Source organism: Wolbachia endosymbiont (group A) of Campoletis raptor, from assembly GCF_964026755.1.
GTDB classification, from domain to species: Bacteria; Pseudomonadota; Alphaproteobacteria; order Rickettsiales; family Anaplasmataceae; genus Wolbachia; species Wolbachia pipientis.
In genome coordinates this window covers 309,755-334,275 of the sequence record NZ_OZ034695.1, presented here as the reverse complement: position 1 = coordinate 334,275, position 24,521 = coordinate 309,755, and the positions used below count along the sequence as shown (strand labels likewise).

The window sequence follows — 24,521 nt, the reverse complement described above, 5'->3', positions numbered from 1 at the left end:
GGAATCAGTGTCAGCTACTTTCATGACACCATTCTTTTTCCTGGATCCAAGTAGTCGAGCTACTTGGATGACAGCTAGCCTGACAACCGTCATCCCGCTAACAGGTAGCGGGATCTATGCTAAGAGATACCGCGAATGAATCGCGGTATGACGGTTTGCAACGGTATGACGGTTCGCGGCGGCATAGTAATTCGTCATCCCGCTGCTTGTTAGCGGGATCTCTTGTTAGCGGCTAAGAGATACCGCGAATGAATCGCGGTATGACGGTGTAGACGATGGTTAAGTATCCCGCTGCTTGTTAGCGCCGCGGCGGTATGACGGTTCGTGGTGGTATGACGTAGAGTGCTTAGAAGCTGTTATTTTGCTATAAATGGCTGTAATGGCATCATCTATTTTATTTCTATCACAGCCTGTTTGTGCAAGTTCAGCATTCCCACCACAGTTCTTTTTAACTGCTATGGATATTAGTTCTTTTGCGCTAATCTTATTGATTAAGTCTTTACTTACTTTAATAATCAAGACTGTTTTATCTTTTTCTGTTGCCGTAAAAGCTATTACCGTTTTTGGTTTTTGTTGCTGCAAAACAAACTCTCTTATTACATTTGCTGGAATATCAGTGAAAGTGTGGCTTATAAAATTTATTCCATTTATTTCGGTGCTTTTTATATTCTCTGCACTCACAAGCTTTTTATATAGGTTTTTTATTTTGGTTTCGGATTTTTTGTGTTCTTGACTTAAAATACTTAATCTGCTTGTTATTTCACTCACTGGCGCTTTTACGAATTCTGCAACTTTTTTTAAGTTAATTTCATTATCACGTACATAATTGATTGCTTCCTGACCAGTTAAAGCTTCAATTCTCCTCACTCCAAAAGCAACAGAACTCTCTGTTACTATCTTAAACAAACCAATTTCTCCAGTATGTTCAACGTGTGTGCCACCACACAGTTCCCTTGAATCTCCAATCTTCACTACTCTTACTTGATCGCTATATTTTTCGCCGAATAACGCCATAGCTCCTTCGTCTATTGCCTGATTCATGCTCTGAATTTTTGTAGACGTAGAAAGGTTTTCTCTGATTAGAGAGTTTACCATATCTTCTACTAAGAATAGCTGATCCTGAGTAACTTGAGTGTTATGACTAAAGTCAAATCGTAACTTATCCGGTGCAACTAGGGAACCTTTTTGAGTGACATGATCACCTAGAATTTTTCTGAGTGTAAAGTGCAGAAGATGTGTAGCTGAATGATTTCTTCTTAAGGTTTGCCTTCTTTCCTTGTCAATGCTTGCTGCAACTGTGTTACCTTTACAAATTGAACCGAACTTAACTATGCATCTGTGCAAATATAGGTCATTAACCTTATTGGTATTCTCGACTATAATAATACTTCTATCAGATTTGATCAGATTGCCAGTATCTCCCACTTGTCCACCTGACTCGCCATAAAAAGGTGTTTTATCAAGTATAATGGTTATCTTTTCTCCCTCCTTTGCAGAATCAATTACTTCATTTTTAGAGGAAACTATAGCTAGTATTTTCGCATCACTTACTTCATTGAACTCATAACCAACAAATTTTGTTTTGCCAAATTTATTGATCAAATCAAACCATACTTGCTCAACAGATTTTTCACCAGATCCAGCCCATTTAGCACGTGCTCTCTCTTTTTGTTCTCCCATTGCATCATCAAAACCCTTTTGGTCAAAATTTATTTTTTTCTCTTTTAAAATATCAAGTGTAATATCCAAAGGAAATCCGTAGGTGTCATATAGCTTAAACGCTGATTCTCCAGGCAAAGTATCGCCCGATTTTAAATCTGTAGTGAATTTCTCCAGGAGATTGATACCTTTCATCAAAGTGTCTTTAAAGTTTTCTTCCTCTGATTTTAACGTCGTTTCTATTAAGCTTTTAGCTCTGACTAATTCAGCTCCCATATAAGCCGAACTCGTGCTATCTATCAACACTGGAAAAATACGATGGAGTAGGGAATCATTATATCCAAGCAGGTGAATATAACGTGTGGCTCTCCTAATTAATCTGCGTAATACGTAATTCCTGCCCTCATTTCCAGGAAGCACTCCTTCTGCGATGAGAAATGCAGCCGCGCGAAGATGATCTGCTATGATCTTATGCGCTATTTTATTTTCCGTTCTTCCACAGTACTCTTGTGATTTACTTATCAGAGCAGAAAATAGATCAATATCATAGTTATCATGGACGTTTTGCATAACAGCCGCTATTCTTTCAAGGCCCATTCCAGTATCGATGCATTTTTTTGGCAATTTGTGTAAATTACCTTCTTCATCTTTGTTAAACTCCATGAATACCAGATTCCAGATTTCAACAATTCTATCGCCCTCTTGTAAATTAGGACTCCCATGGTCATAAAAAATTTCAGAACATGGACCGCACGGACCAGTGCTTCCCATACTCCAAAAGTTATCATCCGTTGTAATTCTTATGATTTTATCACTTGAAAAGCCACTTATCTTACGCCAAATCTCGTACGCCTCATCATCAGTATGGTAGACGGTTATGGATAGTCTGTTTTTATCAAGAGATAACTCTTTAGTGATAAATTCCCACGCAAATTCTATCGCAGTTTCCTTAAAGTAATCACCGAAGCTAAAATTTCCGAGCATTTCAAAAAATGTGTGATGCCGAGTTGTATAGCCAACATTTTCCAGATCATTGTGTTTACCGCCTGCTCTTAGGCACTTTTGACTTGAGACAGCACGTTTCATTTCAGTTTTTTGAGCACCAGTAAAAATATTTTTAAACTGCACCATACCAGCATTTGTGAACATGAGCGTTGGGTCATGTTCTGGAATCAAAGGAGAAGAAGAAACCTGCTCGTGGTCATTATTTACAAAAAATTTTATAAATCTTTCTCTGATTTCGTTTAGCTTCATCGTTTTTATTGAGGTTATCTATAAATAATAAGTTGTAATGGAAATAAAATCAATACCACTCTCTAGATCTCAGAACTTCTAGTGACATGCACCTTGTGGTAAGAAAAAATCAATATATTCACGATAAATTTACCTCATATCTGTGTTTTATATGTGGAAATTGGAATGGAAATTTATGTAGGCAAAGAAAAAAGAATAGCAAATGTGGTGACTCAACACTGGAATGACATAAAAGGATCAGACAGAGATTGGCCAGAAAGGCATGAAATAGACACTGCAGAAATAATGGAATCATGGCAGCATTGTTTTGTCATTGAAGTCAAGGATCAAGGTTATATTTGTGAAAATGCAGGAGAAAAGGCTGTTGAATTCTATGGTTTTGAGAAAAAGACGCGCATTGATAATAAGTATGCAATTGATGCACCATTTTTGCGACTATATAAAATAGATGCAGTTATTGATAAACTTGATACTGTAATAGAGAGTAAATGCCCGATCAATGAAGAGGAAGAAAGTGAAAGTGTTAAAATGAGGCAAGTATTGTTGCCACTTGGGAATAAAGAAGGTATAACACACATATTGGGCGTAATTACTTTTAAACTCCTTTAACATACAATTTTAATTTGATTCTTTAATAAAATTATTTATACTAATGCTTAATTACTATTAAAGAACTCAATAGTAGTGCTTGTAAATTTATTTGGAATATGAACAAAATAAAATTAAAAACCAAATCTTCTGTGAAAAAGCGCTTTCACCTTACAGCTAAGGGTAAAGTTATTTCTACTCAGTCAGGCAAAAGGCATGGCATGGTAAAGAGAAGTAAATCTAATATTCGTAATCAGCGCGGTACAACGATTCTTGGTAAATCTGACTCGCGTATAGTTAAGCTTCATATGCCTTACGGTATTTAACAAAATGGAGGTAAAATAAAATGGCTCGGGTAAAACGTGGAGTCACTACTCACGCTCGTCATAAAAAAATATTGAAACTGGCAAAGGGTTATAGAGGGCGCGCAAAAAGTTGTTATAGAATTGCATTACAAAGAGTTGAAAAAGCACTGCAATATGCTTATAGAGACAGAAGAACCCGTAAACGTGATTTCCGTAGCTTATGGATAATACGTATTAATGCAGCAGCAAGAGAGCATGGGCTTACTTATGGTAGGTTTATGCATGGTCTTACACTTGCCGGCATTGATTTAAATAGAAAAATTCTTGCTGAGATGGCAGTTAATTATAAGGATGATTTTGCCAAATTAGTAGAAACTGTAAGTGGTAAATTAGCGGAGAATTCTTAAAGCAAAAACACCATGAGAATTATTTTCATGGGATCACCAGGATTTGCTGTTAATTCTCTGAGCTTGTTACTGAAATCAAAGAGCGAAGTGGTGACAGTATACACCAAGGCTCCAAAACCTTCGGGGCGTGGACAGAAGCCAATGAAATCTCCAGTACATGTTATCGCTGAAGAAAGTAACATAGAGGTATGTACTCCTATCTCTCTAAAGTTCTCGGCAGAGCAAGAAAAATTTAGAAATTTCAAGCCAGACGTTGCAGTTGTAGCTGCGTATGGATTGATACTTCCAAGAGAAATTTTGAATATTCCTAAATATGGTTGTATTAATATTCATCCTTCATTACTACCGAGGTGGCGCGGTGCAGCTCCGATACAGCACACAATTTTAGCAGGAGATCAAGAAACCGGGGTTAGCATTATGCAACTGGATGAAGGATTAGATTCCGGCCCTATTTTAAAACAGGAAAAATTTCTTATCGAAAAGAACGATAATTACAAGACATTGCATGATAAATTATCTAAGCTAGGCAGTGATTTACTGCTGAAAGTGCTAAACGAAATTGAAAAACAGCTTCCCTTAAAACAGAACGATAACGATGCATGTTACGCTGACAAAGTGGAAGACTATAAAATTTATGCAAGTGATGCCTGTGAAGTTGCTTATAGAAAAGTTAAAGCGTTTTACCCAAAAGCATTCATCAAGATAGAGAATAAACGTATCAGGATACTTGATGCTGATTTTGAAGCTCTCGCTTCAGAACAAGGTAAGATTGTTAACGATAATATGCACATAAGTTTAAAAGGTGGCACTTTAATTCCTAAAGTTGTACAAATGGAAGGGAGAAATCCTTGTAGTATTGAAGATTTTATTCGTGGCTTGAAATCAAGCATGGTAAAAAAATTTATAGAATAGACTGCTTTGAAGGGAGGGTTAGGAGGGCTAAAGCAACTTCTACAATTTGGTATTCCGCTGCTTGTTAGCGGAATCTACAACAAGATACCGCGTTTTGGTGTACGAACATTGCAATTTGCAGGTAATTTGAGTAGTAGATGGTGTCATTCCAGTCTGGAATCCAGTTTCTATTGTACAGCCACCTGGTGTGCTCATTTAAAGTGAAGTTTTCTGGATCCCAGACTGGGTGACATCTTTCTTGGTCTCTTGTATCACAATGTTCGTACAGTTGTGGATACCGCGGCGGTATGACGTAGTAGCTATATATAGACAAATTTTCTTTTCTTAGATATAATCTTAAAAAACTTTCCATATAAAAATGAAAATAAAAAGAGCTTTAATATCAGTATACGATAAAACGAATATAATTGATCTTGCATCGTTTTTAACGCAGCAACAAATAGAAATTCTTTCAACGGGCAATACTTATAAAGCACTATCTGATGCCGGAATAAAAACGCAAGAAGTATCAGATTATACGCAATTTCCAGAGATACTGGGTGGTAGAGTAAAAACTTTACACCCTAAAATTCATGGAGGAATACTTTATGATCGAGAAAAGCACAAAAAGGAAGTGCAAGATCTAGAAATTGAGCCAATAGACCTGCTTATAACTAACCTATACCCATTTTGGGAGACAGTAAGTAGCAGCTCAAATGAAGAGCAAATTATAGAACAAATTGATATCGGCGGGGTGGCATTAATTAGAGCTGCAGCAAAAAACTTTCGTTTTACTTCAGTTATTTCTAGCATTCAAGACTACGAAGCACTAAAAGCTGAGATGATAAAAAATAACAATGAAACAACATTGGAATATAGAAAACACTTAGCAACCAAAGCATTTGCTCTCACTGCACACTACGATTCTAATATTCACAGTTGGTTTTTATCCCAGAGTAAAAATAATGAGTTACCAGAGTTTTTTGCTCTATACGGGCATAAAGTACAAGAACTCAGGTATGGTGAAAATCCCCATCAAAAAGCTGCATTTTATAGTAATCAATTTACAGAATATCCGTTGGAAAAACTACATGGAAAAGAGTTGAGTTATAATAATATAGTAGATATAGAGTCCGCACTTAACATAATTTCTGAGTTTAAAGAGCCTGCAGCAGTGATAATCAAGCATAATAACCCATGTGGCGCTGCTATTGGTAATAATGCTTTGGAGGCATATGAAAAAGCTCTATCGTGCGATGAAGTAAGCAGTTTTGGTGGTATAGTTGCCTTAAACCGGGAGATAGATTTAAAGCTAGCGGAAAAATTAAACGAGATATTTTTGGAAGTAGTGATAGCACCATCGGTAAACAATGAGGCACTAAAAATTTTACAAAGAAAGAAAAATTTAAGAGTGATTATTCATAAATCTTTTCAACAAAATGTGAAATACCAAACTAAAAATGTTATTGGTGGGTTTTTGGTGCAAGAAAATAATGACCACACAATAAAAGCAGAACAAGTAACAAAGTGCACTACAACAGAAAAAGAAAAGGAAGATCTTATTTTTGCCTGGAAAATATGTAAACATGTGAAATCCAACGCAATAGTTATAGCAAAAGATGGTTGTGCTATTGGCATCGGCGCAGGGCAAACAAGCAGAATAGATAGTGTGAACATTGCAGTGAAAAAAGCAGGTGAAAAATGTAAAGGTGCAGTGCTTGCTTCAGATGCATTTTTTCCATTCCCAGATAGCATAGTAGAAAGTGCAAAACATGGAATTACAGCTATAATTCAGCCCGGCGGCTCGCTGAAAGATCAAGATGTGATAAAAGCTGCAAATGAAAATAAAATTGCTATGTTTTTCACTGGCGTTCGCAGTTTTTTCCATTAGGCTTTGTGTCTTATCGTCATACCGCCGCGGTATCTCTAGATCCCGCTAACACGTAGCGGAATGACGAGGTATAAACCATCGTCATGCTGCCGCGAACCGTCATACCGCGATTCATTCGCGGTATCTCTAGATCCCGCTAGCGGGATGACAAATATACCGCCGCGGCGCTAACAAGAGATCCCGCTAACACGTAGCGGGATGACGGTTGTCAGCCAAGTAGCCCCCTATGATGTCATCCCAGTGCTTGACACTGGGATGGCTTTGTTGCATCGCTACTTATGAAAGGCTAACTATAATTAGGATTATAAGCAACTTATTGAAAATCTTGTTTTTTTTGCAATCAATCTGATCAAATTTAAGAATAGTAACTTGTTATTTATATTAATAAATTTAATTCTATTGAAAATAGCTAAAGCATTGAAATTCTTGAATTTTAGCCGGATTAGTGAGTGGTAGTGAAATTTCTTTTACTCAAATTTAGGTATTCACTGACCGTTCTTGTTATAAATACCAGAATAATAAGCTACTGATATTCTCCACCTTTTTTATCTTTAATCCATCATAGCTAGCGATGCAACAAAGCCCACTGGGATCCAGCCTTTTCATCCAAGACAGCAGCGCCTCCTTCTCCTGTCATCCCAGCGCCCAGAGGTGTCATCCCAGTGCTTGACACTGGGATGGCTTTGTTGCATAGCAACTGAAAAATCTGGTGGCTACTGACAAAATTCATTATAAAATAGCCATTTAACCTTGAAAGAAAAAATATGCCACAAAAAATGAGGGTCAGTAACCATAGCGAATATAACAAATTTCTAGAAAAAAGAGGAAATATTTTTCATTATATCAACGAAGCCATAGAAAAGTGGTACGAGAATGGTCCAAAAATACCAGGTGGCAACAATATTTATAGCGATAAAGTTGTAATTTTGGTGCACATAATAACTTGTTTATTTAGAATAGGCCTGAGGCAAACAGTTGGGTTTATAGCAGGATACCTTGAGCAAATTGGGAAAAATTTGCAAGTTATCAGCTATTCACAATCATCAAGAAGGTTTAAGAAACTCAATATTAAGATCAATGATTGCAGAAAATAATATGGAAGATATCGAAATTGCTATAGACAGTACAGGAATTAGTATATACAACAACACTCCTGGTCATAGCAAAGAAAATAGCGAAGATAGAAAGTATCGCAGCTATGAACAGACAAGAAAATTGCATGTAATGTTGAATACAAACAGCAAAAAAGCCATAGCTGTAAAATACAGTAACGGTGTCTACTCTGATCACTATGGAGCTTGTGATTTGCTAAAAGAAGTCGATTTTCAGTATGTCATAAAAGTACTATATGCAGATAGGGCATATGACAGAGAAAAGCTCTATAAGCTGTGTAATCAATATGGTATAAAAACGAAAATTCCTCCGAAAAACAACGCAGCAGAGCATCCAAAATTGGATTATATGCTTGATAGAAATGCCGCTATTCAGTTAATGAAATTACATGGTGAGAATGGTATAAAAAGATGGAAAGAAGAAGTAAATTACGGAAAAAGATCGTATATTGAAGGATTTTTCTCAAGGTTGAAGCGAATATTTGGGTTTAGTTTTAGGAGCAAATCTGAAATTAATCGTGAGAAGGAACTGCTACTCAAGTGTTATTTGCTTAACAAATTTACTGAAATAGGCATGGCTAAGTTTGAGATAGCTTCATGAATTTATTGTACGTTACCTACTATCCGAAGAGCGATGCAACAAAGCCAGTGGGGTGTCATCCCAGTGCCCAGACACTGGGATCCAGGAATTTTATTAAGTTGGTAAGCATAAAAATAGCCATTTTATGTAAAAATACAACATTTTGATGATTATGAAAAAGCTGGATCCCAGTGTCAAGCACTGGGATAACATCATAGAGGCACTGGAATGACACCTTCCTAGTGGAAATTGCTCTCAAATCATAGTGTTCGTACAGTTGTGGATTCATTCGCGGCATCTCATCAGCTAACAAGCAGCGGGATGACGGTTGTCGGTAAATCTTTTAGCTGTAGAAGTTAACTTTGCAGTTAACTTCTACAGCGTTTCAAGATATAGTTTTGATAATAAAGTGCTCGAATATACATGAAAACCATTTTAGCTGTTGAAACAAGCTGCGACGAAACTGCAGTAGCGATTGTAAATAGTGACAAGCAAGTCCTTGCTCACAAGATTCTTTCTCAAGTAGAACACAAAAAACGCGGTGGGGTGATTCCTGAGATAGCTTCACGTGCTCATATGGAACATTTAAGTGGCCTGATAAAAAGCGCTGTAAAAAAATCTAACCTTAACTTTTGTGACCTCAATGCAATTGCAGCAACATCAGGACCAGGACTCATAGGTGGATTAATAGTTGGTACAATGATGGCTAAAGCAATTGCACATGTGGCACAAAAACCGTTCATTGCAGTGAATCACTTAGAAGCGCATGCATTGGTTATTAGGTTACTGCATGAGGTAAAATTTCCATTTTTAGTCCTACTAATATCAGGTGGTCACTGTCAATTTTTAATTGCACAGGATGTAGGTAAATACATTAAACTTGGAGAAACGCTCGATGATTCACTAGGAGAAGCATTTGATAAAGTTGCTAAGATGCTGGGCTTAAGCTATCCCGGAGGGCCATTAATTGAAAAGTTAGCTAAAAAAGGCAATGGTGCAAGATTTAAATTGCCAAGGGCAATGATAAAACGTTCTGGATGTAACTTTTCGTTTTCTGGAATTAAAACAGCAGTAAAAAACTTAGTGCAAGAACTTAAAATGAGCGAGCAAGATGTGTGTGATGTATGTGCTTCGTTTCAAGAGTGTATTAGTAACATACTGCTGGACAGGGTTAGTAATGCGATTATTATGGCCGAATCTTTAAATATCAAAATCAATGACTTTGTGATTACCGGTGGAGTTGCAGCAAATAATTTCTTGAGAGAAAAATTAAAACAACACATAAACTTAAACATATTTTTTCCTCCCAACAACCTATGTACAGATAATGCAATAATGGTTGGATGGGCAGGAATTGAAATGTTACAGAAAAGCTATATAGATTCTCTCAATTTTGCACCAAGACCTAAGTGGGAGTTAGAGAGTTATTAAAAGCTCTCAATTCTGAATTATAGCTAAAGTGACTTAGGTTCTCTAATTGCACATAAGTCAACAATAATTTTCACACAAATCAAAACAGCATATCTTCTCCATAATCCTTGGTAATTTTACATAAGTTAAAAGTAGCATATGGTTCTCTCCGCGGTCTGAGATGACAATAAATTTGTCAAGCCGCATTATACTTGTTAGGCGGAAGTGGACGGCAACATATTTACCACGAAGTCTAATACCAATTCTCATTGTTGTCCAGTCAAATAGGAAACATTGCAGAGTTGTTTAATTGTGGAGCTGGCAAGAGAAGTAATAAATTTGCACAAAGCACCCTCAAGTAGAGCAATTGTATCGTATATTTTATTGCGCAAAATGTTCTGTTTTATATATAACCAAAGCCTCTCAACAGGATTTAGCTCAGGTGAGTATGGAGGTAGGTATATAATGTCGATATTTTTAGGTACCTTTAAATTTTTTGACCTATGCCAACTAGCACAGTCCATAACGAGAAAAGCCTCTCGTGTTTCTAGATATTGCGAAATTTGCTCAAGAAATATGTTCATGCAATCAGTGTTGACATTTGGTGCAAATAAGCTAGAACTCTCTCCATTTCTAGGATTAACTGCACTATAGAGATAGAAATTTTGCCTACCTAATTTTGTTTTAACCTGTGTTCTAATCCCCTTTTTAAACCACCCATGTCCAACTTTTGAATGTGTGCCAAACCGTGATTCATCAAAGAAAAATAGCTCTTTTTCTGGATACTTGCTAATAGCTCCATTGAGATTTTTTTTTGAATTCCTCTTGTTTGCTTTTATCTTGTCCATTATGAACTGGTCTTGGTGTAATATATGAGAATTTCATCTTTTGCATATGGCGGTGTACTGTAGATTTGCTGATATTTAATCCGAACTTTTCCTGGATTCTTATTCTCATTTCTTTAATGGTGATATTAGGATTTTCTTCTATCCACTCTTCAATTTGCTGTAGTTGAGCCTGATTTAATTTAGTTTTTCTACGACGTTGTGAAGGAGCAAACAGTTTTTCTTCTCTGCCAATTTTCAAGAGTTTTACCCACGAAGTTAGTGCGCTTCTTGAAATGCAATATATTTTTGCTACAGCCGTTATACTGTACTTTTTTGCTGCAATTACAGCATTTAGTTTTTTTGAAACATATGCATTATTCCTTACTTTCTTCAGCATTTCTTTTGCTGATTCTACTACTTTTTCATCCAATAATTTTGATCTTAATGCCATTTAAACCTCGCTATTTTACTTACTTCAGTATGGCTTTTCTTCCATCATTGTCCATCTGTTTGCCCTGTAATGGGAATTGGTATAAGAGGTTGTCCGGAAACAAGTAAAAGGCTATAATATCTGAAATTTTAGTACGGGGTAAAGATGAGAAAAAAGTATCCAACAGATCTAAGCGAAAGGGAATGGGCAAGAATAGAAAAACACTTCAGAGTATCATACAAGAAAGGAGGAAGGCCGCCAAAGTATAGCAAAAGAGAAATATTAGAAGCAATTTTCTATGTATTGCGTACAGGGTGTCAATGGCGGTATTTACCAAATGATTTTCCGCTATGGAAGACTGTGTATGAGCAGTTCAGGCAATGGAAGAAGCAGGGAATTTTTGAGAAAATGAATTATGAAATTACAAAATATAGTAGAAGAAAAATAGGAAGGAATGAGCAGCCGAGTGCCTGTATAGTAGATAGTCAATCTGTAAAGACTACAGAAAAGGGGGGATCAAAGGCTATGATGGAAGTAAAAAAGTAAAGGGTAGAAAAAGGCATATAATTACAGACACTCAGGGTTTTATACTAGGTTGTTACGTAGGCGCTGCTAACGAAAATGATAGAGATGGTATTAAAATAGCATTAAACAATATGAGAACAAAATATACTAAAGTTAAAAAAATGTGGGCTGACATGGGATACCAAGGAAGAAATTTAAAGAATCACATAAAGGAAGAATATGACATAGATATTGAAATTGTTACAAGGCCTCCATGTAGATTTTGGGTGCACAAAGATACGCCACCTGAGCTACTACCAACAAGAGAACAAGGGTTTAAAGTACAGCCAAGAAGATGGGTTGTAGAAAGGACTTTTGCTTGGGTTAATAGGAATAGAAGGCTATCGAAGGAGTATGATTTACTCACAACATCCACTGAGAATTTCATATACCTAGCTATGAGTAGGGTTATGTTAAAGAGGGAATATGCTTGAATTTACTTGTTTCCGGACAACCTCTAAGAGGTTGTCCGGAAACAAGTAAAAGGCTATAATATCTGAAATTTTAGTACGGGGTAAAGATGAGAAAAAAGTATCCAACAGATCTAAGCGAAAGGGAATGGGCAAGAATAGAAAAACACTTCAGAGTATCATACAAGAAAGGAGGAAGGCCGCCAAAGTATAGCAAAAGAGAAATATTAGAAGCAATTTTCTATGTATTGCGTACAGGGTGTCAATGGCGGTATTTACCAAATGATTTTCCGCTATGGAAGACTGTGTATGAGCAGTTCAGGCAATGGAAGAAGCAGGGAATTTTTGAGAAAATGAATTATGAAATTACAAAATATAGTAGAAGAAAAATAGGAAGGAATGAGCAGCCGAGTGCCTGTATAGTAGATAGTCAATCTGTAAAGACTACAGAAAAGGGGGATCAAAGGCTATGATGGAAGTAAAAAAGTAAAGGGTAGAAAAAGGCATATAATTACAGACACTCAGATGTATGGTCCCAGAGTGTGATGGTGTGGATTTAGTATAAATAATTCTGGAGACTGTGTCCACTGATAACATATAAATTCATAAGGAGTAAGACCCTTAAGAGTTTTGAGTCTCTTTGCATAATTATAAGCCATAACAAAGTTATAAAGGTGTTCTTTAAGTTGCTGGTGCGATTGATAGTAATACTTCTTAACTGTAGCATCCTTTAAAGTTTTATTCATACGCTCGACTTGCCCATTCGTCCAAGGATGGCTAACTTTTGTCAAACGATGTTCAATAACATTCTCTTCGCAAACTCTATCAAATATATGTTGGAAAGCATACTTATGACGCTTCTGGTTTGTAAATTGTATACCGTTATCTGTCAAAATAGTATGGATTTTATACGGTAAAATTCTAATCAAATTACGTAAGAACTCAGCAGCTATGGGTTTTGTAGCACTGTTACACAACTCAACATAGGTAAATTTGGATGTCCTATCAATAGCAACAAACAAATGTAATTTGCCCTCCTCAGTTCTAACTTCAGCAATATCAATATGAAAGTAACCGATAGGATATTGTTTGAATTTCTTTTTTGACTTAACTTCTCCATCAACAGTTGGTAATCTGCTAATGTTGTGTCTTTGTAAACAACGATGCAAGCTAGAGCGAGTCAAATGCGGAATTGTAGACTGCAGAGCGTAAAGGCAATCATCTAGTGGCAGTAGTGTATACTTGCGAAATGTAACTATTATAGCTTCCTCTTCTAGCGTTAAAACAGTTGATCTTGGATGCTTTGGACCCATATCAGCATCTTTCGTAAATGAACGTTTTCTCCACTTAATAATAGTTTTTGGATTAAGGTTATAATGCTTGGAGAGTTTTGCTATGCTCTCTTTTCTATTTTGTATTGCTCTACGAATCGTCTGTGTTGTTTTGGCGCACCCATGTAATATCTGTCCCATAATGACTCCTTAAATGATGATGATAGTATACCATCACTCTCTGGGACCATACATCTAACTAAGTTCTTGCTTGTCCCTTCCATCGGCATTGCTATCTTTATTTTCAATAAAATTATTGTCCTATGCTCTTTTGATGTTTATTGATAATAAAATTCTGTTTTATCAACCAACATCCTATGCATAATTACAGCTAATTTTCTTGCTACTGCTACGATTGCTTTTTTCATTCCTTTTTTCTTCGCAACCCCAGTTTTTTAATTTAAATGTCCTCTTGGTAACTGTAAGCATTGTTTGTGCAGCTTCATATAACATACTTCTACATTCCGCTGGTCCCATCTTTGATATGCTGCCATGCCGATCAACTTCTCCAGAAGAATATTGCCTTGGTGTCAACCCTATATATGCTCCAACTGTATCAGATTTCTCAAACCTATGTGGGTTATCAATTGCAGCTTTATACGTCATTGCTACTATAATCCCCACTCCTGGAACAGTAGTTAACAATTTACAATCATCGTCTTTTTCACCTTGTTCTGAAAGCATTTTGTCAAGCTTTCTTAATGACTTTTCTATTGCTTCCAAACTACAAACTAACGCTTCAATTGAACTCCTACTGATTTCATCCAAATTATTTATTGCCTCTTGTATTCTTAAAGCGAAAGTTTCAAATTTTGATCCTTTATCGACCATGTATCTTCAACAACCCTCTTATTGTTCCAATAACCTGCTGTTTGCTACACATTAGCTGTCTTCTGCTTCCAAGCGCTATTTTAATTTGACAACTGATTTTACTAACACTTCTCATCATCTGCGCTATACCCCTCGCATCGTTTTTATCATTCTTATTGATTCTTGCAGACAACGCTGCTGCCATATGCCTTGCATCTACACAAATTACTGGTAATCCAAAACTCCTTAACTCTTTGCACATTGATATTGACAACTATCCACTTTCTATTCCTATGGGTTCGTATTTTTTGCCTTGGCTAATCTGCTATTGCCTTACTTTCGCTTGCAACAACTTCTTCCTTAACAACTTTTCCTTTCTCATCAACGATACTTATAAAAGTTTCTTTTAATGAGATCGCTATAATATTTCATGACCTACTGTAAAAGTTTAAATTATTTTTGAAGAACCAATTCATTGAATTTGTTACTTCGTGCTAAAATAATGGAGTATGTCTCTCCATCATTCAATAGCAATTACAGTATGTTTAGCTATAATTTGAAAAACAAAAATTCGTCATTCCGCTACTAGTTAGCGGGATCTAGAGATACCGCGGCGGCATGACGTAGGATTGCTGTCATCCCGCTGCTTGTTAGTGGCTAAGAGATACTGTGAATAAATCACGGTATGACGGTTAAGTATCCCGCTACGTGTTAGCGGCTGAGATAACGCGAATAAATCGCGGGATGACGTGTTGCTTGGGTCAGCTATAGAAGCAAAACTCATCATTTTGAAAGAGGAGGAGATTTTTCCGGACCCTCAGCGGAGATTGATTTTGGATCTGATAATTCTGTATTTACCTTGATTGGCTCTAATGGAGTTTTCTGCTCTTCTGGTTTATCGTCTGGAATTGGAACAGGCCAATCCATAATGTTTTGCGGTATAACTTCTGCTTCTTTAGCTTCTTTTTGACCTGTTGAAGATGATGCATCAACGCCTGCATTTTTGGTAACTTCTTGTTTTAGTTGTTTATTTTCTTCTTGCAGTTGCTTTAAATTTTTCTTTAACTCGTCAATCTCTCTTATTTTTTGTTTTAATTGTTCAGATATAGTTAGAGGTTGTCCGGAAACAAGTAAAAGGCTATAATATCTGAAATTTTAGTACGGGGTAAAGATGAGAAAAAAGTATCCAACAGATCTAAGCGAAAGGGAATGGGCAAGAATAGAAAAACACTTCAGAGTATCATACAAGAAAGGAGGAAGGCCGCCAAAGTATAGCAAAAGAGAAATATTAGAAGCAATTTTCTATGTATTGCGTACAGGGTGTCAATGGCGGTATTTACCAAATGATTTTCCGCTATGGAAGACTGTGTATGAGCAGTTCAGGCAATGGAAGAAGCAGGGAATTTTTGAGAAAATGAATTATGAAATTACAAAATATAGTAGAAGAAAAATAGGAAGGAATGAGCAGCCGAGTGCCTGTATAGTAGATAGTCAATCTGTAAAGACTACAGAAAAGGGGGGATCAAAGGCTATGATGGAAGTAAAAAAGTAAAGGGTAGAAAAAGGCATATAATTACAGACACTCAGGGTTTTATACTAGGTTGTTACGTAGGCGCTGCTAACGAAAATGATAGAGATGGTATTAAAATAGCATTAAACAATATGAGAACAAAATATACTAAAGTTAAAAAAATGTGGGCTGACATGGGATACCAAGGAAGAAATTTAAAGAATCACACAAAGGAAGAATATGACATAGATATTGAAATTGTTACAAGGCCTCCATGTAGATTTTGGGTGCACAAAGATACGCCACCTGAGCTACTACCAACAAGAGAACAAGGGTTTAAAGTACAGCCAAGAAGATGGGTTGTAGAAAGGACTTTTGCTTGGGTTAATAGGAATAGAAGGCTATCGAAGGAGTATGATTTACTCACAACATCCACTGAGAATTTCATATACCTAGCTATGAGTAGGGTTATGTTAAAGAGGGAATATGCTTGAATTTACTAGTTTCCGGACAACCTCTAACACACATCTCAGTGATTATAATATCCAATTTTTGATCATGTTTTTCTACAGGTAAATCTTTACAATATTGTTTCTCATAGGCTACACCTATAAATATTTTTCCAAGTGGCCGCAGTTTTTCTATCATTGTATCATACCAACCACCGCCAAAACCTAATCTATTAAAATGATCATCAAAAGCAATAACAGGAGTAATGATTGTGTCGGGAATTACATCTTCATTTGTTTCGTTCCATTCCTCAAATTTTAGTAACTTATTTTTATTAGGAATTGCTACTTTATAATCTAAATCGAGTAAACTATGCATCAAAGGCACAACATCTATTTCCTCATCCATTGGAATGTAAGCTGCTATTGTTTTGCCTTTAACGTAGCTTAAGTTCTGATTAAAGAGATTAATAAGGGAATTTGCCGCATAACTGGAATAACTTTCATCAATATCTTTTCTTATAGCTCTATATTGCTCTCTTATTTCCTTTTTGTGCTGTTTAATATCTTTGAACATGATCTATCCATTTTGCAGTAAGTTTTTCTTGTAAACTATTTTGCTTCAAGCGCTCACTTAAAAAGTCAAAGTCAACACACCCCATATCCTGGTCTTGATTACTGCAACTATAAACAAAACTCCTTTCTCCTGTTTTCGCATTTATATGTTGCTGCACACACTGAGCGCAGATTTCTTTCATCATACACTGCATAGGAGAATTAACTGATGATATCGCTATGTGGCCTGATTTCAGATATGGCTTTAAAATTGTTTTTCTAGCTTCATTCACAGCTTTCATCATTTTGTCAGAACCAATAGTGATAATTTTATCTATAACGTTCAAATTAATACCTAATCTTCCTTGTTGATAAGAGACTATTGCATCAACTATATTACCATGAAAGGATTTATCTTGATCTCTGCTTGTTTCTATCAATCCTTCTTCACATGCCCAAACTACTGCATTTGATGCACGCTCTATCAGTGCTCGTTTAAATACATCACTTAACTTCTTATAGCCAGCAAAGTACAAAACCTTGTTATTATTTTCAAGACATGCCTTCCCTATCGAAAATAACACTGCATTTCCAACTCCACCACCAATTAGCATTATATTCTTCATGTGCTATTTTAACTGCATTTGTTCAAATTTTTTGAAATTTTATAGAACAAAGTAATTTATATAGTTCTATACACAAAGACAAGGACACTCTCTGACTTCAACTATACCGATAACTGATAGCTGCATTTTTACGCATATCATCTAATAACAAGTTGCTTTGTATCATAATCTTTTGTTGGTACATTTTCTGTTTGATTGCTTCTATACCCGCTACATTACTCTTGATATCACACAACATCATCAACTTTGCAGTGCCATTTTCTCTCAATTCTACTATTTCATTCACACTTGTTTTACTAAATAAAATCTGCAAATCAGGATTTAAATCTCGCATTTTTATTTCAAATTCCTTTGCGTTTGGCAACTTAAAATTATCTGCCAATTTATCAAAATTTAAACAATTAACTTTTTGCTCCTTGAGATTATCTAATAAACTTTCTGAACCTTCAACCACAATCTGTTTTAATTTTAAAGTGCTTTCCAGCAGTGCATGATTAAGTTGTACTTTATCTATTACTTTTATAACAGAGTAACCTTCACTAAAACTGAATGGACCTGCTATGTCGCTGGTTTCTAATCCTTCTAAAACGCTCTTGAGTTTTCCTTTTAGCTGACTTAAATTAACTGTTGCTTTACGCATCTTTATTGGAGATTCTGGGTTATTACTGTTGCGTAATTTTTTTACTAAATCTTCAGCTATACCATAAACGTCCTTGTCTTTTTGATCAGGAATTATAAACTCTTGGAACGTGATAAGATAATCCGGCTTTTCTGTTTGCCTTTTTACATCATCTACTTCTTTATCGCTTATATTAATAAATGGCACAATTCTTACTTCAATAATTTTGCTCCACAGTAACTGACATTTTATTTGTTTTCTTAAAATACCAAGATCTATATTATGCTTCTCTATGTATTGATCAACTTCATTAGCCTTAAGTTTAAAACTTTGGGTTAAAAATAACATAATAGCATTATCTAACTCCTCGTTGCTCAATTTTATATTCAGCCTCTGTGCTTCATTGATAATGATAATTTCGTCTATTAGCTCCCTAAGCACTTGAGGCTTTGCTTCTTTTTGATTAACACTTTGAGTGCCAAACAATGAATTTATAAAGTTGATGCGTTTTTCGATATCTAAATTTGAAATTGGTTCACCATTTATATCTGCAACAATTTCAATCTCGGTTGCAAGCAACCTAAGTGGCAACACTATCAACAGTAAGATTAGTATTTTATACATACAAGTAAAGTTGTTTAGTTAATAACCAATTCTATAATAAATACTGAGTCAATGCTAGCCAACTTTTTAATAGTGATCTCAGTGACAATGGAAATAAAAACCATTGCAACAAAATCAGGTACGCTGGTAAATAGGCTAAAAACATGCTAATATAGCGAATTTAGACCGTGCTCAAAACAGTATACGGAAGGAGAGGGATTCGAACCCTCGATACGACTTTTGGGTCGTATAACGGTTTAGCAAACCGCCGCCTTCAGCCGCTCGGCCACCCTTCCAAATTTAGAACCTAAAGATTATATAATACCAAGACCTCTACCGCCTGTCTAATGCTTTTAATTGCAATATTTGTATCTGTTCAGATGCATGGCTAATGCTGAAACAAAAATTCCAGTGCTCCCTTTCTTGTCATCCCAGTGCCCAGACACTTGTATCTTTATGATGTGAGGCATTAGAGCTAAAATACCTCACAGGGAGGGTGAAGCTGATGCGACACTAATGCCATTAAGCCAGATTTTGCTTCCCTCCCATAGAGTTAAAGACTGAACAGTATCTTTTGGAATTATATCCCGTATTACAAGGTTAGTCTAAACTCTCAGTTTATTTATAGTCTTGGAGGCAATTTTATGCAAGTAAATGCTATTTTGGGTGTGGATATTTCAAAAAAGAAATTTGATGTTTGTTTGTTAGTGGACAGTAAAAAACGACACAAAGTCTTTCAAAATAATCAAGATGGTTTTGCAAAACTTGTAGTTTGGTGCAATGGCCATGGAGCAAATCTTACTCATTTATGTCTTGAAGCAACTAGTTGGTATGGAGAAGATTTGGCTACTTTTATGCACGATTTAGGACATAATGTCAGTATAGTAAACCCAGCCCAAATCAAAGCTTTTGGCAAAAGTGAGCTGCTCAGAAATAAGACAGATAAATCAGATGCAGCTATGATAGCTAGATTTTGTATCGCCAACAAACCTGCTCTTTGGAAGCCCATTGCACCTGAAATGAGGCATTTGAGGGAGCTTTACCGTTGCATGCAATCGCTAAAAGATGATAAGGTGCAACAGACAAATCGCTTGGAAAACAAAAATATGCATTCCAGTTGCAAAGAAGCTATATCTAAAGTAATTTTGGCAATAGAGGAGCAAATTATTGTTCTCGAAAAAGAAATTAATGAGCATATAAATAACTATCCACATCTAAAAAATATGGTGGAAAACCTTAAGACTATAAAAGGTATAGGATATCTTACTGCTGTTGCTGTTGTCGCAGAAATGCCATCAGTTGATAACTTTGACAATGCTAAACAATTTACAGCTTTTGCTGGTCTAAATCCAGGACATTATCAATCGGGATCGTCAGTAAGTAAGAGAAGTTGCAATATGCAAAATAGGATCTGAGCGTATTCGAAAAGCTCTTTATATGCCAGCTATAGTAGTCAAAAACCATAATAATCATTTTCAAAAGTTTTGTCAGCGTCTAGCAAGTAAAGGCAAATGTCCAAAAGTCATAGTTCTTGCGTTAATGCGAAAATTAATGCATGTCTTTTTTGGTATTCTTAAAAATAATCAACCATTTAATTGTAATTTTGTTGGATAATTTGTTTGACAGCAGAGACAGTATCTGGGATCCAGGATTTTGATTAGCACTAAGTTGGTGAGCATATAAGTGTTATGTTAAAATATAACGTTTTTACGGAAAGTCTGGATCCCAGTGTCAAGCACTGGGATGACATCGTTTACTATGTGCCATATTGCAATGTTCGTACAGTTGTGGGCGGTATCTCATCAGCTAACACGTAGCGGAATGACGAATTTGTTGTTTTTCAAATCGTAGAGCCACTTTAGCTATAAATCAACAAAAACTAATTTCCGCTTTTAATAGAGCTTGCAACAATTTGTTTTGCTTCTTCTACACCAACCCATTCTCCAACTGCTACTGTTTTTCCCTTTTCTAGATCTTTATAATGAGAAAAGAAATGAGTAATTTTATCTAGTAGATTTTTAGATAAATCAGAATAGTTCTTTATATTGTCATAATAGCTATCAACACTGGAAACAGGCACTGCTAATATTTTCTCATCTTCTCCTTTTTCATCTTTAGTGAGTAATGCGCCTATTGGACGTACCGATATTAAAACACTAGATGCTAAGGGAAATTGAGTTAGCACCAAAACATCCACAGGGTCACCATCACCTGCGCAGGTATTTGGTATAAATCCATAATTGCAAGGATAAGTCATTGAGGTAGATAAAAATCTGTCAACTTGTAACAACCCAAGCTCTTTATTAAATTCATACTTTACAGGCTCAGCATTTGCACTTATTTCAATTACCACATTCACCGCATTTGGTCCCGCTGTTATTTTACTTAAATCCATAAATTACCTCTTAACTTAAGAATAAGCATTATACAATATGTGCTTTTAAGTTGCTACATTTATGTAGTTCTAAGCTTATTTTGCATGGAGCGGTTCTAATTTTTTATTCTGCACATCATCGACTGTTGAAAGTGGTGGTTTCTGTGATAATTGAAATAAAGCATATACTATTACAATAGTAAGCACCGCACCAACTATCAGGTTAGTAAGGTTGTCTTGTGGCAAAACATTTTTTATTGAGTTGAACAATTTTTGCTCCATAAAGAAATAATCAGCAACATATAACCCAACAGATAATACAAACATACCTAAAATAAGTTTACAGACTGTGTTTTTATGGTCCTTTTCTTTTTTCTTGCTGACAATGAGATCTGGCCTATATTCATTCTCTTCTGGCAACACTGAGTAGTATATATTCTCAGGGCTCGTTATTAATTGTTCAAATTCATCACTATTTTGGTTTTTTAACAGTTGCTCTAGGGTGTTTTTTCTATTTATAGGACATATTAATCCATTCATTTTCAATTCTTCCTCTTGCCAATCCATATTTTCACAGTCGGCTGTATATTTGATGGTTCCATCTCTACTTAGTAACTCGATTTTGCTTAACATTTGTGATAATCTCACAATGTAATCAAAATACAGTGGTGTATTGATCATTTTAGCTTTCTCATTAATATATTGATTAAGCGATAAAATATCATTATCTTTGGTATGTATAGAAAATATGCCATAACTAGAAAATAGTAATGCTATATCTTTATCTACTTTTATATTGTGGATAGAATAATAGTGATCGATTACTTCTTTACATAAGCTAAATTCTTTATCAAATTCATTTGCATAATTTATCTTTAGTAACTTTTTAACATTATTAAGTACTTGTTTCTCAAAATCATTATTATTGTTAAATAAAGTTTTGCCTTTTGGATTCGCTAAAATATTAAGAAGCTTTAATTTTTTTTGATCTTCTGTTGATTGCTCACCACTAATTATTGAACTTAACTGTTCCTCTAATTCACCCTTGCTAACTGACATATATATCTTGTCGATTACTTCTTGAGTATTGAGCTGAACATTTTCTATAAGAATTCTATAAGCTTGAGCATAAATTAAGAATAGCCCTTGTAGACTAAACTTTAAGTTAAAATACTTATCTAATGGTTCTTTTTCTTTTCCAATGAATTCAGGCAAACCAAAATGATTTCTATGATCTCTCCATTTTAATCCAGCATGTTGATAACTGCCCCAACGAATAAACAAAGCCTCTAATAAATTGCCCTTGCCAACAATTTTTATTAATTCTTCAACTTCTTTAACCATTGCTAAAACCTATAATGTTCTACTTTATAGTATAAGGGATACATGGCAAAATAGCAATAAATGTTATTAGACTTCTTGCATAACCCAAACTAAGTAGAAAAAGGTATAGCTATACCGCCGCGGTATCTCAGCCACTAACAAGAGATCCCGCTAACACGCAGCGGGATGACGAGACTTATCTTTATGCCGCCGCGAACCGTCATACCGCGATTCATTCGCGGTATCTCTTAGCCGCTAACAAGCAGCGGGATGACGGTTGTCGTTTAGCTACAAACATTAAGAAATTTACCAAATGAAAAAAAAGGCAAAAGAAACCCTAGGGTAGCTAGTTATTCACTATCCATTTTTTAAGTTGGCGTTTTTTAATGTTTTAAATGCTTTATAAGCGCATTTCAGCTTATATTAGGTAAAAACCTAGAAATTTTATAAAGACATAGACTGCACATAGTGCAAAAAATTAAACATGATACGCCAGATACGTGAGTTTTTTTGTCATTTAATCTGTACAGAGAAGATAAATAAATAGCTTCAGTTTCATGATAAGGGGGCTGGCGGAGTTTGTCAAGCAAGTTTTTTTGTTTCTATTCCCAATGTTATATGGTTATGCAAGAAGTCTATTGTATGTTTACACTCTGCATTAAAGCTTTTAGTTAAGAGCATATCCATCCACCGCCGATAACTTGCTCATCTTTATACGCTACACAGGCTTGACCTGGACTGATGCCAAAGTAATCGTCGTTTAAAATGACACAGGCTTTATTTTTTTCGTCAGTTGAATGTATTGTTGCTAAACTTCCCGCATGTGATGATCTCAGCTTCACAGTTACTTCCATACCTTCCTTTGGTTGTTCTAACCAATTTAACTCCTTGATCAATATTTTTTTTTGCATTAATACGTTGATCGGACCTACTATAACCTCATTATTTTCTGTATTAATTTTTATCACATAAAGAGGTTCATTGTGTGCGATACCCAAGCCCTTTCTTTGCCCCACTGTAAAATTTACTATGCCACTGTGCTCGCCTAGCACTTTTCCATTAACATCCACTATTTTACCTTTCTGTACAGATTGTGGAGCTAATTTAGCTATTGTTTTACTATAGCTTTCGGAAACAAAGCATATATCTTGACTGTCCGGCTTTTCAGAAATTTGTAAGCTGAAATACTTTGCTAATTTTCTTATATCACTTTTATAGAACCCACCTAGTGGAAATCGCAAAAGCTTCAATTGCTCTTGAGTTGTAGCAAACAAAAAATAACTTTGATCTTTACTTTTATCAATGCTTCTGCACAACTTTACCTCACCATTTTTTTCTAACCTTCTCACGTAATGTCCTGTTACGAGCACATCCGCACCAAGATTTTTTGTAACTTGTAATAGATCACGAAATTTTACCGTTTGGTTACATCTCACGCATGGTATGGGAGTTTCCCCACGCATATAGGTACTCGCAAAATCCTCTATTACTTCCTTTTTGAATATTTCCTCATAGTTTAAAATATAGTGAGGAAAGCCAACACTTTCAGCTACACGCTTAGCGTCATAAATATCCTGTCCAGCGCAGCATGCACCCTTTCTTGCGTTAGCATTACCGTCAGTGCCATAGAGTTGAAGAGTCACACCTATCACCTGGTACCCAAGGTTATGTAGCAGTGCTGCAGCAACCGAGCTATCAACTCCCCCGGACATTGCAACAACAGCCTTAGTCTGGTGCGGAGTTTTATCTTTTAGCAGAGGTTCAATTTCAAATTCTTTTAGCATAACCGCCTTAATTTATAAACGCAAATCTTGTGTCATTCCAACATACAACTGTGCAAACGTTTTGATTTGGGGGCAATTTACATAGTAGATAATGTCATGAAAGTAGCTGACACTGGAATCTAGCTTCTATTACACAAATTCATTAAAACAGCATATTTATTTGTAATCAAGTTTCCTGGATCCCAGTGTTAGCTACTCGGATGACACCC

25 protein-coding genes, 1 tRNA gene and 1 pseudogene are annotated in these 24,521 nt (G+C 35.7%); 13 read left to right on the top strand and 14 right to left on the bottom strand.

Going from position 1 to position 24,521, the window contains the following annotated elements:
• Positions 1 to 279: 279 nt before the first annotated feature.
• A complete protein-coding gene (gene alaS, locus AAGD74_RS01725; protein ID WP_341810697.1) occupies positions 280 to 2,913 on the bottom strand; it encodes an alanine--tRNA ligase in 2,634 nt (877 codons plus the stop codon).
• 165 nt (positions 2,914 to 3,078) lie between these two features.
• Here alaS and AAGD74_RS01720 point away from each other — a divergent pair, with 165 nt between their 5' ends.
• From AAGD74_RS01720 to purH, 5 genes are all read left to right on the top strand, one after another.
• Positions 3,079 to 3,522: a PAS domain-containing protein gene (locus AAGD74_RS01720; RefSeq protein ID WP_010962890.1), complete on the top strand. Its 444-nt coding sequence runs from the start codon at positions 3,079 to 3,081 to the stop codon at positions 3,520 to 3,522.
• A gap of 98 nt (positions 3,523 to 3,620) precedes the next feature.
• Positions 3,621 to 3,827, top strand: a complete 207-nt coding sequence (rpmI, locus tag AAGD74_RS01715; RefSeq protein WP_341810696.1) for a 50S ribosomal protein L35 — start codon at positions 3,621 to 3,623, stop codon at positions 3,825 to 3,827.
• A 20-nt stretch (positions 3,828 to 3,847) separates the two neighbouring features.
• Positions 3,848 to 4,213 carry a 50S ribosomal protein L20 gene (gene rplT / locus AAGD74_RS01710; protein WP_006279340.1) on the top strand — a complete coding sequence of 122 codons (366 nt, stop codon included), beginning with the start codon at positions 3,848 to 3,850 and terminating at the stop codon, positions 4,211 to 4,213.
• Positions 4,214 to 4,225: 12 nt separating this feature from the next.
• Positions 4,226 to 5,125, top strand: coding sequence for a methionyl-tRNA formyltransferase (gene fmt / locus AAGD74_RS01705; RefSeq protein ID WP_077188399.1), 900 nt, complete (start codon positions 4,226 to 4,228; stop codon positions 5,123 to 5,125).
• A 358-nt stretch (positions 5,126 to 5,483) separates the two neighbouring features.
• Entirely contained in the window at positions 5,484 to 6,995 is a 1,512-nt protein-coding gene (gene purH / locus AAGD74_RS01695; RefSeq protein ID WP_077188401.1) for a bifunctional phosphoribosylaminoimidazolecarboxamide formyltransferase/IMP cyclohydrolase, read from the top strand.
• 565 nt (positions 6,996 to 7,560) lie between these two features.
• Here purH and AAGD74_RS01690 read toward each other — a convergent pair.
• Positions 7,561 to 7,725: a hypothetical protein gene (locus AAGD74_RS01690; RefSeq protein WP_338482400.1), complete on the bottom strand. Its 165-nt coding sequence runs from the start codon at positions 7,723 to 7,725 to the stop codon at positions 7,561 to 7,563.
• 34 nt (positions 7,726 to 7,759) lie between these two features.
• Here AAGD74_RS01690 and AAGD74_RS01685 point away from each other — a divergent pair, with 34 nt between their 5' ends.
• The 3 genes from AAGD74_RS01685 to tsaD all read left to right on the top strand — a co-directional run bounded on the left by AAGD74_RS01685 (position 7,760) and on the right by tsaD (position 10,118).
• Positions 7,760 to 8,089, top strand: a complete 330-nt coding sequence (locus AAGD74_RS01685; protein ID WP_007548762.1) for a transposase — start codon at positions 7,760 to 7,762, stop codon at positions 8,087 to 8,089.
• Positions 8,073 to 8,708, top strand: coding sequence for a transposase (locus tag AAGD74_RS01680; protein WP_082246250.1), 636 nt, complete (start codon positions 8,073 to 8,075; stop codon positions 8,706 to 8,708). The genes AAGD74_RS01685 and AAGD74_RS01680 overlap by 17 nt, the downstream gene beginning before the upstream one ends.
• Positions 8,709 to 9,110: 402 nt before the next feature.
• Positions 9,111 to 10,118 carry a tRNA (adenosine(37)-N6)-threonylcarbamoyltransferase complex transferase subunit TsaD gene (gene tsaD, locus AAGD74_RS01675; RefSeq protein WP_077188403.1) on the top strand — a complete coding sequence of 336 codons (1,008 nt, stop codon included), beginning with the start codon at positions 9,111 to 9,113 and terminating at the stop codon, positions 10,116 to 10,118.
• 245 nt (positions 10,119 to 10,363) lie between these two features.
• Here tsaD and AAGD74_RS01670 read toward each other — a convergent pair.
• A protein-coding gene (locus tag AAGD74_RS01670) for an IS630 family transposase (RefSeq protein WP_265029767.1) occupies positions 10,364 to 11,375 on the bottom strand; the annotation gives its coding sequence in 2 pieces (ribosomal slippage) (positions 10,364 to 10,912 and positions 10,914 to 11,375; 1,011 coding nt in all).
• Positions 11,376 to 11,519: 144 nt separating this feature from the next.
• Here AAGD74_RS01670 and AAGD74_RS01665 point away from each other — a divergent pair.
• Positions 11,520 to 12,352, top strand: a protein-coding gene (locus AAGD74_RS01665; protein ID WP_236514306.1) for an IS5-like element ISWpi1 family transposase whose coding sequence is annotated in 2 segments (ribosomal slippage) — positions 11,520 to 11,889 and positions 11,889 to 12,352 — 834 coding nt in all. Because the reading frame shifts where the segments join, the coding sequence is not laid out codon by codon here.
• Positions 12,353 to 12,438: 86 nt separating this feature from the next.
• Positions 12,439 to 12,853 (top strand): annotated as a pseudogene (locus AAGD74_RS01660) (IS5-like element ISWpi1 family transposase); the annotation flags it as partial.
• On the opposite strand, the gene AAGD74_RS01655 reads toward AAGD74_RS01660, so the two are convergent.
• The 4 genes from AAGD74_RS01655 to AAGD74_RS01640 form a co-directional block, all read right to left on the bottom strand.
• A complete protein-coding gene (locus tag AAGD74_RS01655; protein WP_338482200.1) occupies positions 12,850 to 13,800 on the bottom strand; it encodes an IS481 family transposase in 951 nt (316 codons plus the stop codon). The pseudogene AAGD74_RS01660 and the gene AAGD74_RS01655 sit on opposite strands and share 4 nt — an antisense overlap.
• Before the next feature lie 174 nt (positions 13,801 to 13,974).
• Complete coding sequence (locus tag AAGD74_RS01650; protein WP_236514749.1) at positions 13,975 to 14,490, bottom strand: transposase; 516 nt, start codon at positions 14,488 to 14,490, stop codon at positions 13,975 to 13,977.
• A complete protein-coding gene (locus tag AAGD74_RS01645) occupies positions 14,480 to 14,731 on the bottom strand; it encodes a hypothetical protein (RefSeq protein WP_010081945.1) in 252 nt (83 codons plus the stop codon). Before AAGD74_RS01645 ends, AAGD74_RS01650 begins: the two co-directional genes overlap by 11 nt.
• Before the next feature lie 521 nt (positions 14,732 to 15,252).
• Positions 15,253 to 15,396, bottom strand: coding sequence for a hypothetical protein (locus tag AAGD74_RS01640; RefSeq protein WP_341810695.1), 144 nt, complete (start codon positions 15,394 to 15,396; stop codon positions 15,253 to 15,255).
• Between the two features lie 244 nt (positions 15,397 to 15,640).
• Between AAGD74_RS01640 and AAGD74_RS01635 the strand changes: the two genes are divergently transcribed.
• Positions 15,641 to 16,473, top strand: a protein-coding gene (locus AAGD74_RS01635; RefSeq protein ID WP_338482219.1) for an IS5-like element ISWpi1 family transposase whose coding sequence is annotated in 2 segments (ribosomal slippage) — positions 15,641 to 16,010 and positions 16,010 to 16,473 — 834 coding nt in all. Because the reading frame shifts where the segments join, the coding sequence is not laid out codon by codon here.
• On the opposite strand, the gene AAGD74_RS01630 is transcribed toward AAGD74_RS01635, so the two are convergent.
• The 4 genes from AAGD74_RS01630 to AAGD74_RS01615 form a co-directional block, all read right to left on the bottom strand.
• Complete coding sequence (locus tag AAGD74_RS01630; RefSeq protein ID WP_338482661.1) at positions 16,448 to 17,005, bottom strand: 5-formyltetrahydrofolate cyclo-ligase; 558 nt, start codon at positions 17,003 to 17,005, stop codon at positions 16,448 to 16,450. The genes AAGD74_RS01635 and AAGD74_RS01630 overlap by 26 nt on opposite strands.
• A complete protein-coding gene (locus tag AAGD74_RS01625; RefSeq protein ID WP_006279429.1) occupies positions 16,989 to 17,609 on the bottom strand; it encodes a hypothetical protein in 621 nt (206 codons plus the stop codon). Before AAGD74_RS01625 ends, AAGD74_RS01630 begins: the two co-directional genes overlap by 17 nt.
• Before the next feature lie 97 nt (positions 17,610 to 17,706).
• Complete coding sequence (locus tag AAGD74_RS01620) at positions 17,707 to 18,852, bottom strand: SurA N-terminal domain-containing protein (protein ID WP_338976901.1); 1,146 nt, start codon at positions 18,850 to 18,852, stop codon at positions 17,707 to 17,709.
• Positions 18,853 to 19,036: 184 nt separating this feature from the next.
• Positions 19,037 to 19,127, bottom strand: a tRNA-Ser gene (locus AAGD74_RS01615).
• Positions 19,128 to 19,475: 348 nt separating this feature from the next.
• Here AAGD74_RS01615 and AAGD74_RS01610 point away from each other — a divergent pair.
• Both AAGD74_RS01610 and AAGD74_RS07235 read left to right on the top strand, forming a co-directional pair.
• Positions 19,476 to 20,246: a transposase gene (locus tag AAGD74_RS01610; RefSeq protein WP_341810541.1), complete on the top strand. Its 771-nt coding sequence runs from the start codon at positions 19,476 to 19,478 to the stop codon at positions 20,244 to 20,246.
• A 22-nt stretch (positions 20,247 to 20,268) separates the two neighbouring features.
• Positions 20,269 to 20,445, top strand: coding sequence for a hypothetical protein (locus tag AAGD74_RS07235; RefSeq protein ID WP_265041098.1), 177 nt, complete (start codon positions 20,269 to 20,271; stop codon positions 20,443 to 20,445).
• Positions 20,446 to 20,710: 265 nt separating this feature from the next.
• On the opposite strand, the gene ppa is transcribed toward AAGD74_RS07235, so the two are convergent.
• The 3 genes from ppa to mnmA all read right to left on the bottom strand — a co-directional run bounded on the left by ppa (position 20,711) and on the right by mnmA (position 24,312).
• Positions 20,711 to 21,226 carry an inorganic diphosphatase gene (ppa, locus tag AAGD74_RS01605; protein WP_077188435.1) on the bottom strand — a complete coding sequence of 172 codons (516 nt, stop codon included), beginning with the start codon at positions 21,224 to 21,226 and terminating at the stop codon, positions 20,711 to 20,713.
• Positions 21,227 to 21,301: 75 nt separating this feature from the next.
• Positions 21,302 to 22,549 carry a hypothetical protein gene (locus AAGD74_RS01600; RefSeq protein WP_341810694.1) on the bottom strand — a complete coding sequence of 416 codons (1,248 nt, stop codon included), beginning with the start codon at positions 22,547 to 22,549 and terminating at the stop codon, positions 21,302 to 21,304.
• Between the two features lie 650 nt (positions 22,550 to 23,199).
• Complete coding sequence (gene mnmA / locus AAGD74_RS01595) at positions 23,200 to 24,312, bottom strand: tRNA 2-thiouridine(34) synthase MnmA (protein WP_006279545.1); 1,113 nt, start codon at positions 24,310 to 24,312, stop codon at positions 23,200 to 23,202.
• Between the last annotated feature and the right edge of the window lie 209 nt (positions 24,313 to 24,521).

What these genes read in the sequence shown, in the direction of transcription:
- AAGD74_RS07235 (WP_265041098.1), top strand. Translation starts at nt 20,269, where the DNA reads ATGCCAGCTATAGTAGTCAAAAACCATAATAATCATTTTCAAAAGTTT.
- AAGD74_RS01600 (WP_341810694.1), bottom strand. Translation starts at nt 22,549, where the DNA reads ATGGTTAAAGAAGTTGAAGAATTAATAAAAATTGTTGGCAAGGGCAAT.
- AAGD74_RS01650 (WP_236514749.1), bottom strand. Translation starts at nt 14,490, where the DNA reads ATGGTCGATAAAGGATCAAAATTTGAAACTTTCGCTTTAAGAATACAA.
- rplT (WP_006279340.1), top strand. Translation starts at nt 3,848, where the DNA reads ATGGCTCGGGTAAAACGTGGAGTCACTACTCACGCTCGTCATAAAAAA.
- mnmA (WP_006279545.1), bottom strand. Translation starts at nt 24,312, where the DNA reads ATGCTAAAAGAATTTGAAATTGAACCTCTGCTAAAAGATAAAACTCCG.
- AAGD74_RS01680 (WP_082246250.1), top strand. Translation starts at nt 8,073, where the DNA reads ATGATTGCAGAAAATAATATGGAAGATATCGAAATTGCTATAGACAGT.
- fmt (WP_077188399.1), top strand. Translation starts at nt 4,226, where the DNA reads ATGAGAATTATTTTCATGGGATCACCAGGATTTGCTGTTAATTCTCTG.
- AAGD74_RS01640 (WP_341810695.1), bottom strand. Translation starts at nt 15,396, where the DNA reads ATGGATTGGCCTGTTCCAATTCCAGACGATAAACCAGAAGAGCAGAAA.
- tsaD (WP_077188403.1), top strand. Translation starts at nt 9,111, where the DNA reads ATGAAAACCATTTTAGCTGTTGAAACAAGCTGCGACGAAACTGCAGTA.
- AAGD74_RS01645 (WP_010081945.1), bottom strand. Translation starts at nt 14,731, where the DNA reads ATGTGCAAAGAGTTAAGGAGTTTTGGATTACCAGTAATTTGTGTAGAT.
- AAGD74_RS01630 (WP_338482661.1), bottom strand. Translation starts at nt 17,005, where the DNA reads ATGTTCAAAGATATTAAACAGCACAAAAAGGAAATAAGAGAGCAATAT.
- rpmI (WP_341810696.1), top strand. Translation starts at nt 3,621, where the DNA reads ATGAACAAAATAAAATTAAAAACCAAATCTTCTGTGAAAAAGCGCTTT.
- purH (WP_077188401.1), top strand. Translation starts at nt 5,484, where the DNA reads ATGAAAATAAAAAGAGCTTTAATATCAGTATACGATAAAACGAATATA.
- AAGD74_RS01655 (WP_338482200.1), bottom strand. Translation starts at nt 13,800, where the DNA reads ATGGGACAGATATTACATGGGTGCGCCAAAACAACACAGACGATTCGT.
- AAGD74_RS01720 (WP_010962890.1), top strand. Translation starts at nt 3,079, where the DNA reads ATGGAAATTTATGTAGGCAAAGAAAAAAGAATAGCAAATGTGGTGACT.
- AAGD74_RS01620 (WP_338976901.1), bottom strand. Translation starts at nt 18,852, where the DNA reads ATGTATAAAATACTAATCTTACTGTTGATAGTGTTGCCACTTAGGTTG.
- AAGD74_RS01685 (WP_007548762.1), top strand. Translation starts at nt 7,760, where the DNA reads ATGCCACAAAAAATGAGGGTCAGTAACCATAGCGAATATAACAAATTT.
- AAGD74_RS01625 (WP_006279429.1), bottom strand. Translation starts at nt 17,609, where the DNA reads ATGAAGAATATAATGCTAATTGGTGGTGGAGTTGGAAATGCAGTGTTA.
- ppa (WP_077188435.1), bottom strand. Translation starts at nt 21,226, where the DNA reads ATGGATTTAAGTAAAATAACAGCGGGACCAAATGCGGTGAATGTGGTA.
- alaS (WP_341810697.1), bottom strand. Translation starts at nt 2,913, where the DNA reads ATGAAGCTAAACGAAATCAGAGAAAGATTTATAAAATTTTTTGTAAAT.
- AAGD74_RS01610 (WP_341810541.1), top strand. Translation starts at nt 19,476, where the DNA reads ATGCAAGTAAATGCTATTTTGGGTGTGGATATTTCAAAAAAGAAATTT.
- AAGD74_RS01690 (WP_338482400.1), bottom strand. Translation starts at nt 7,725, where the DNA reads ATGAATTTTGTCAGTAGCCACCAGATTTTTCAGTTGCTATGCAACAAA.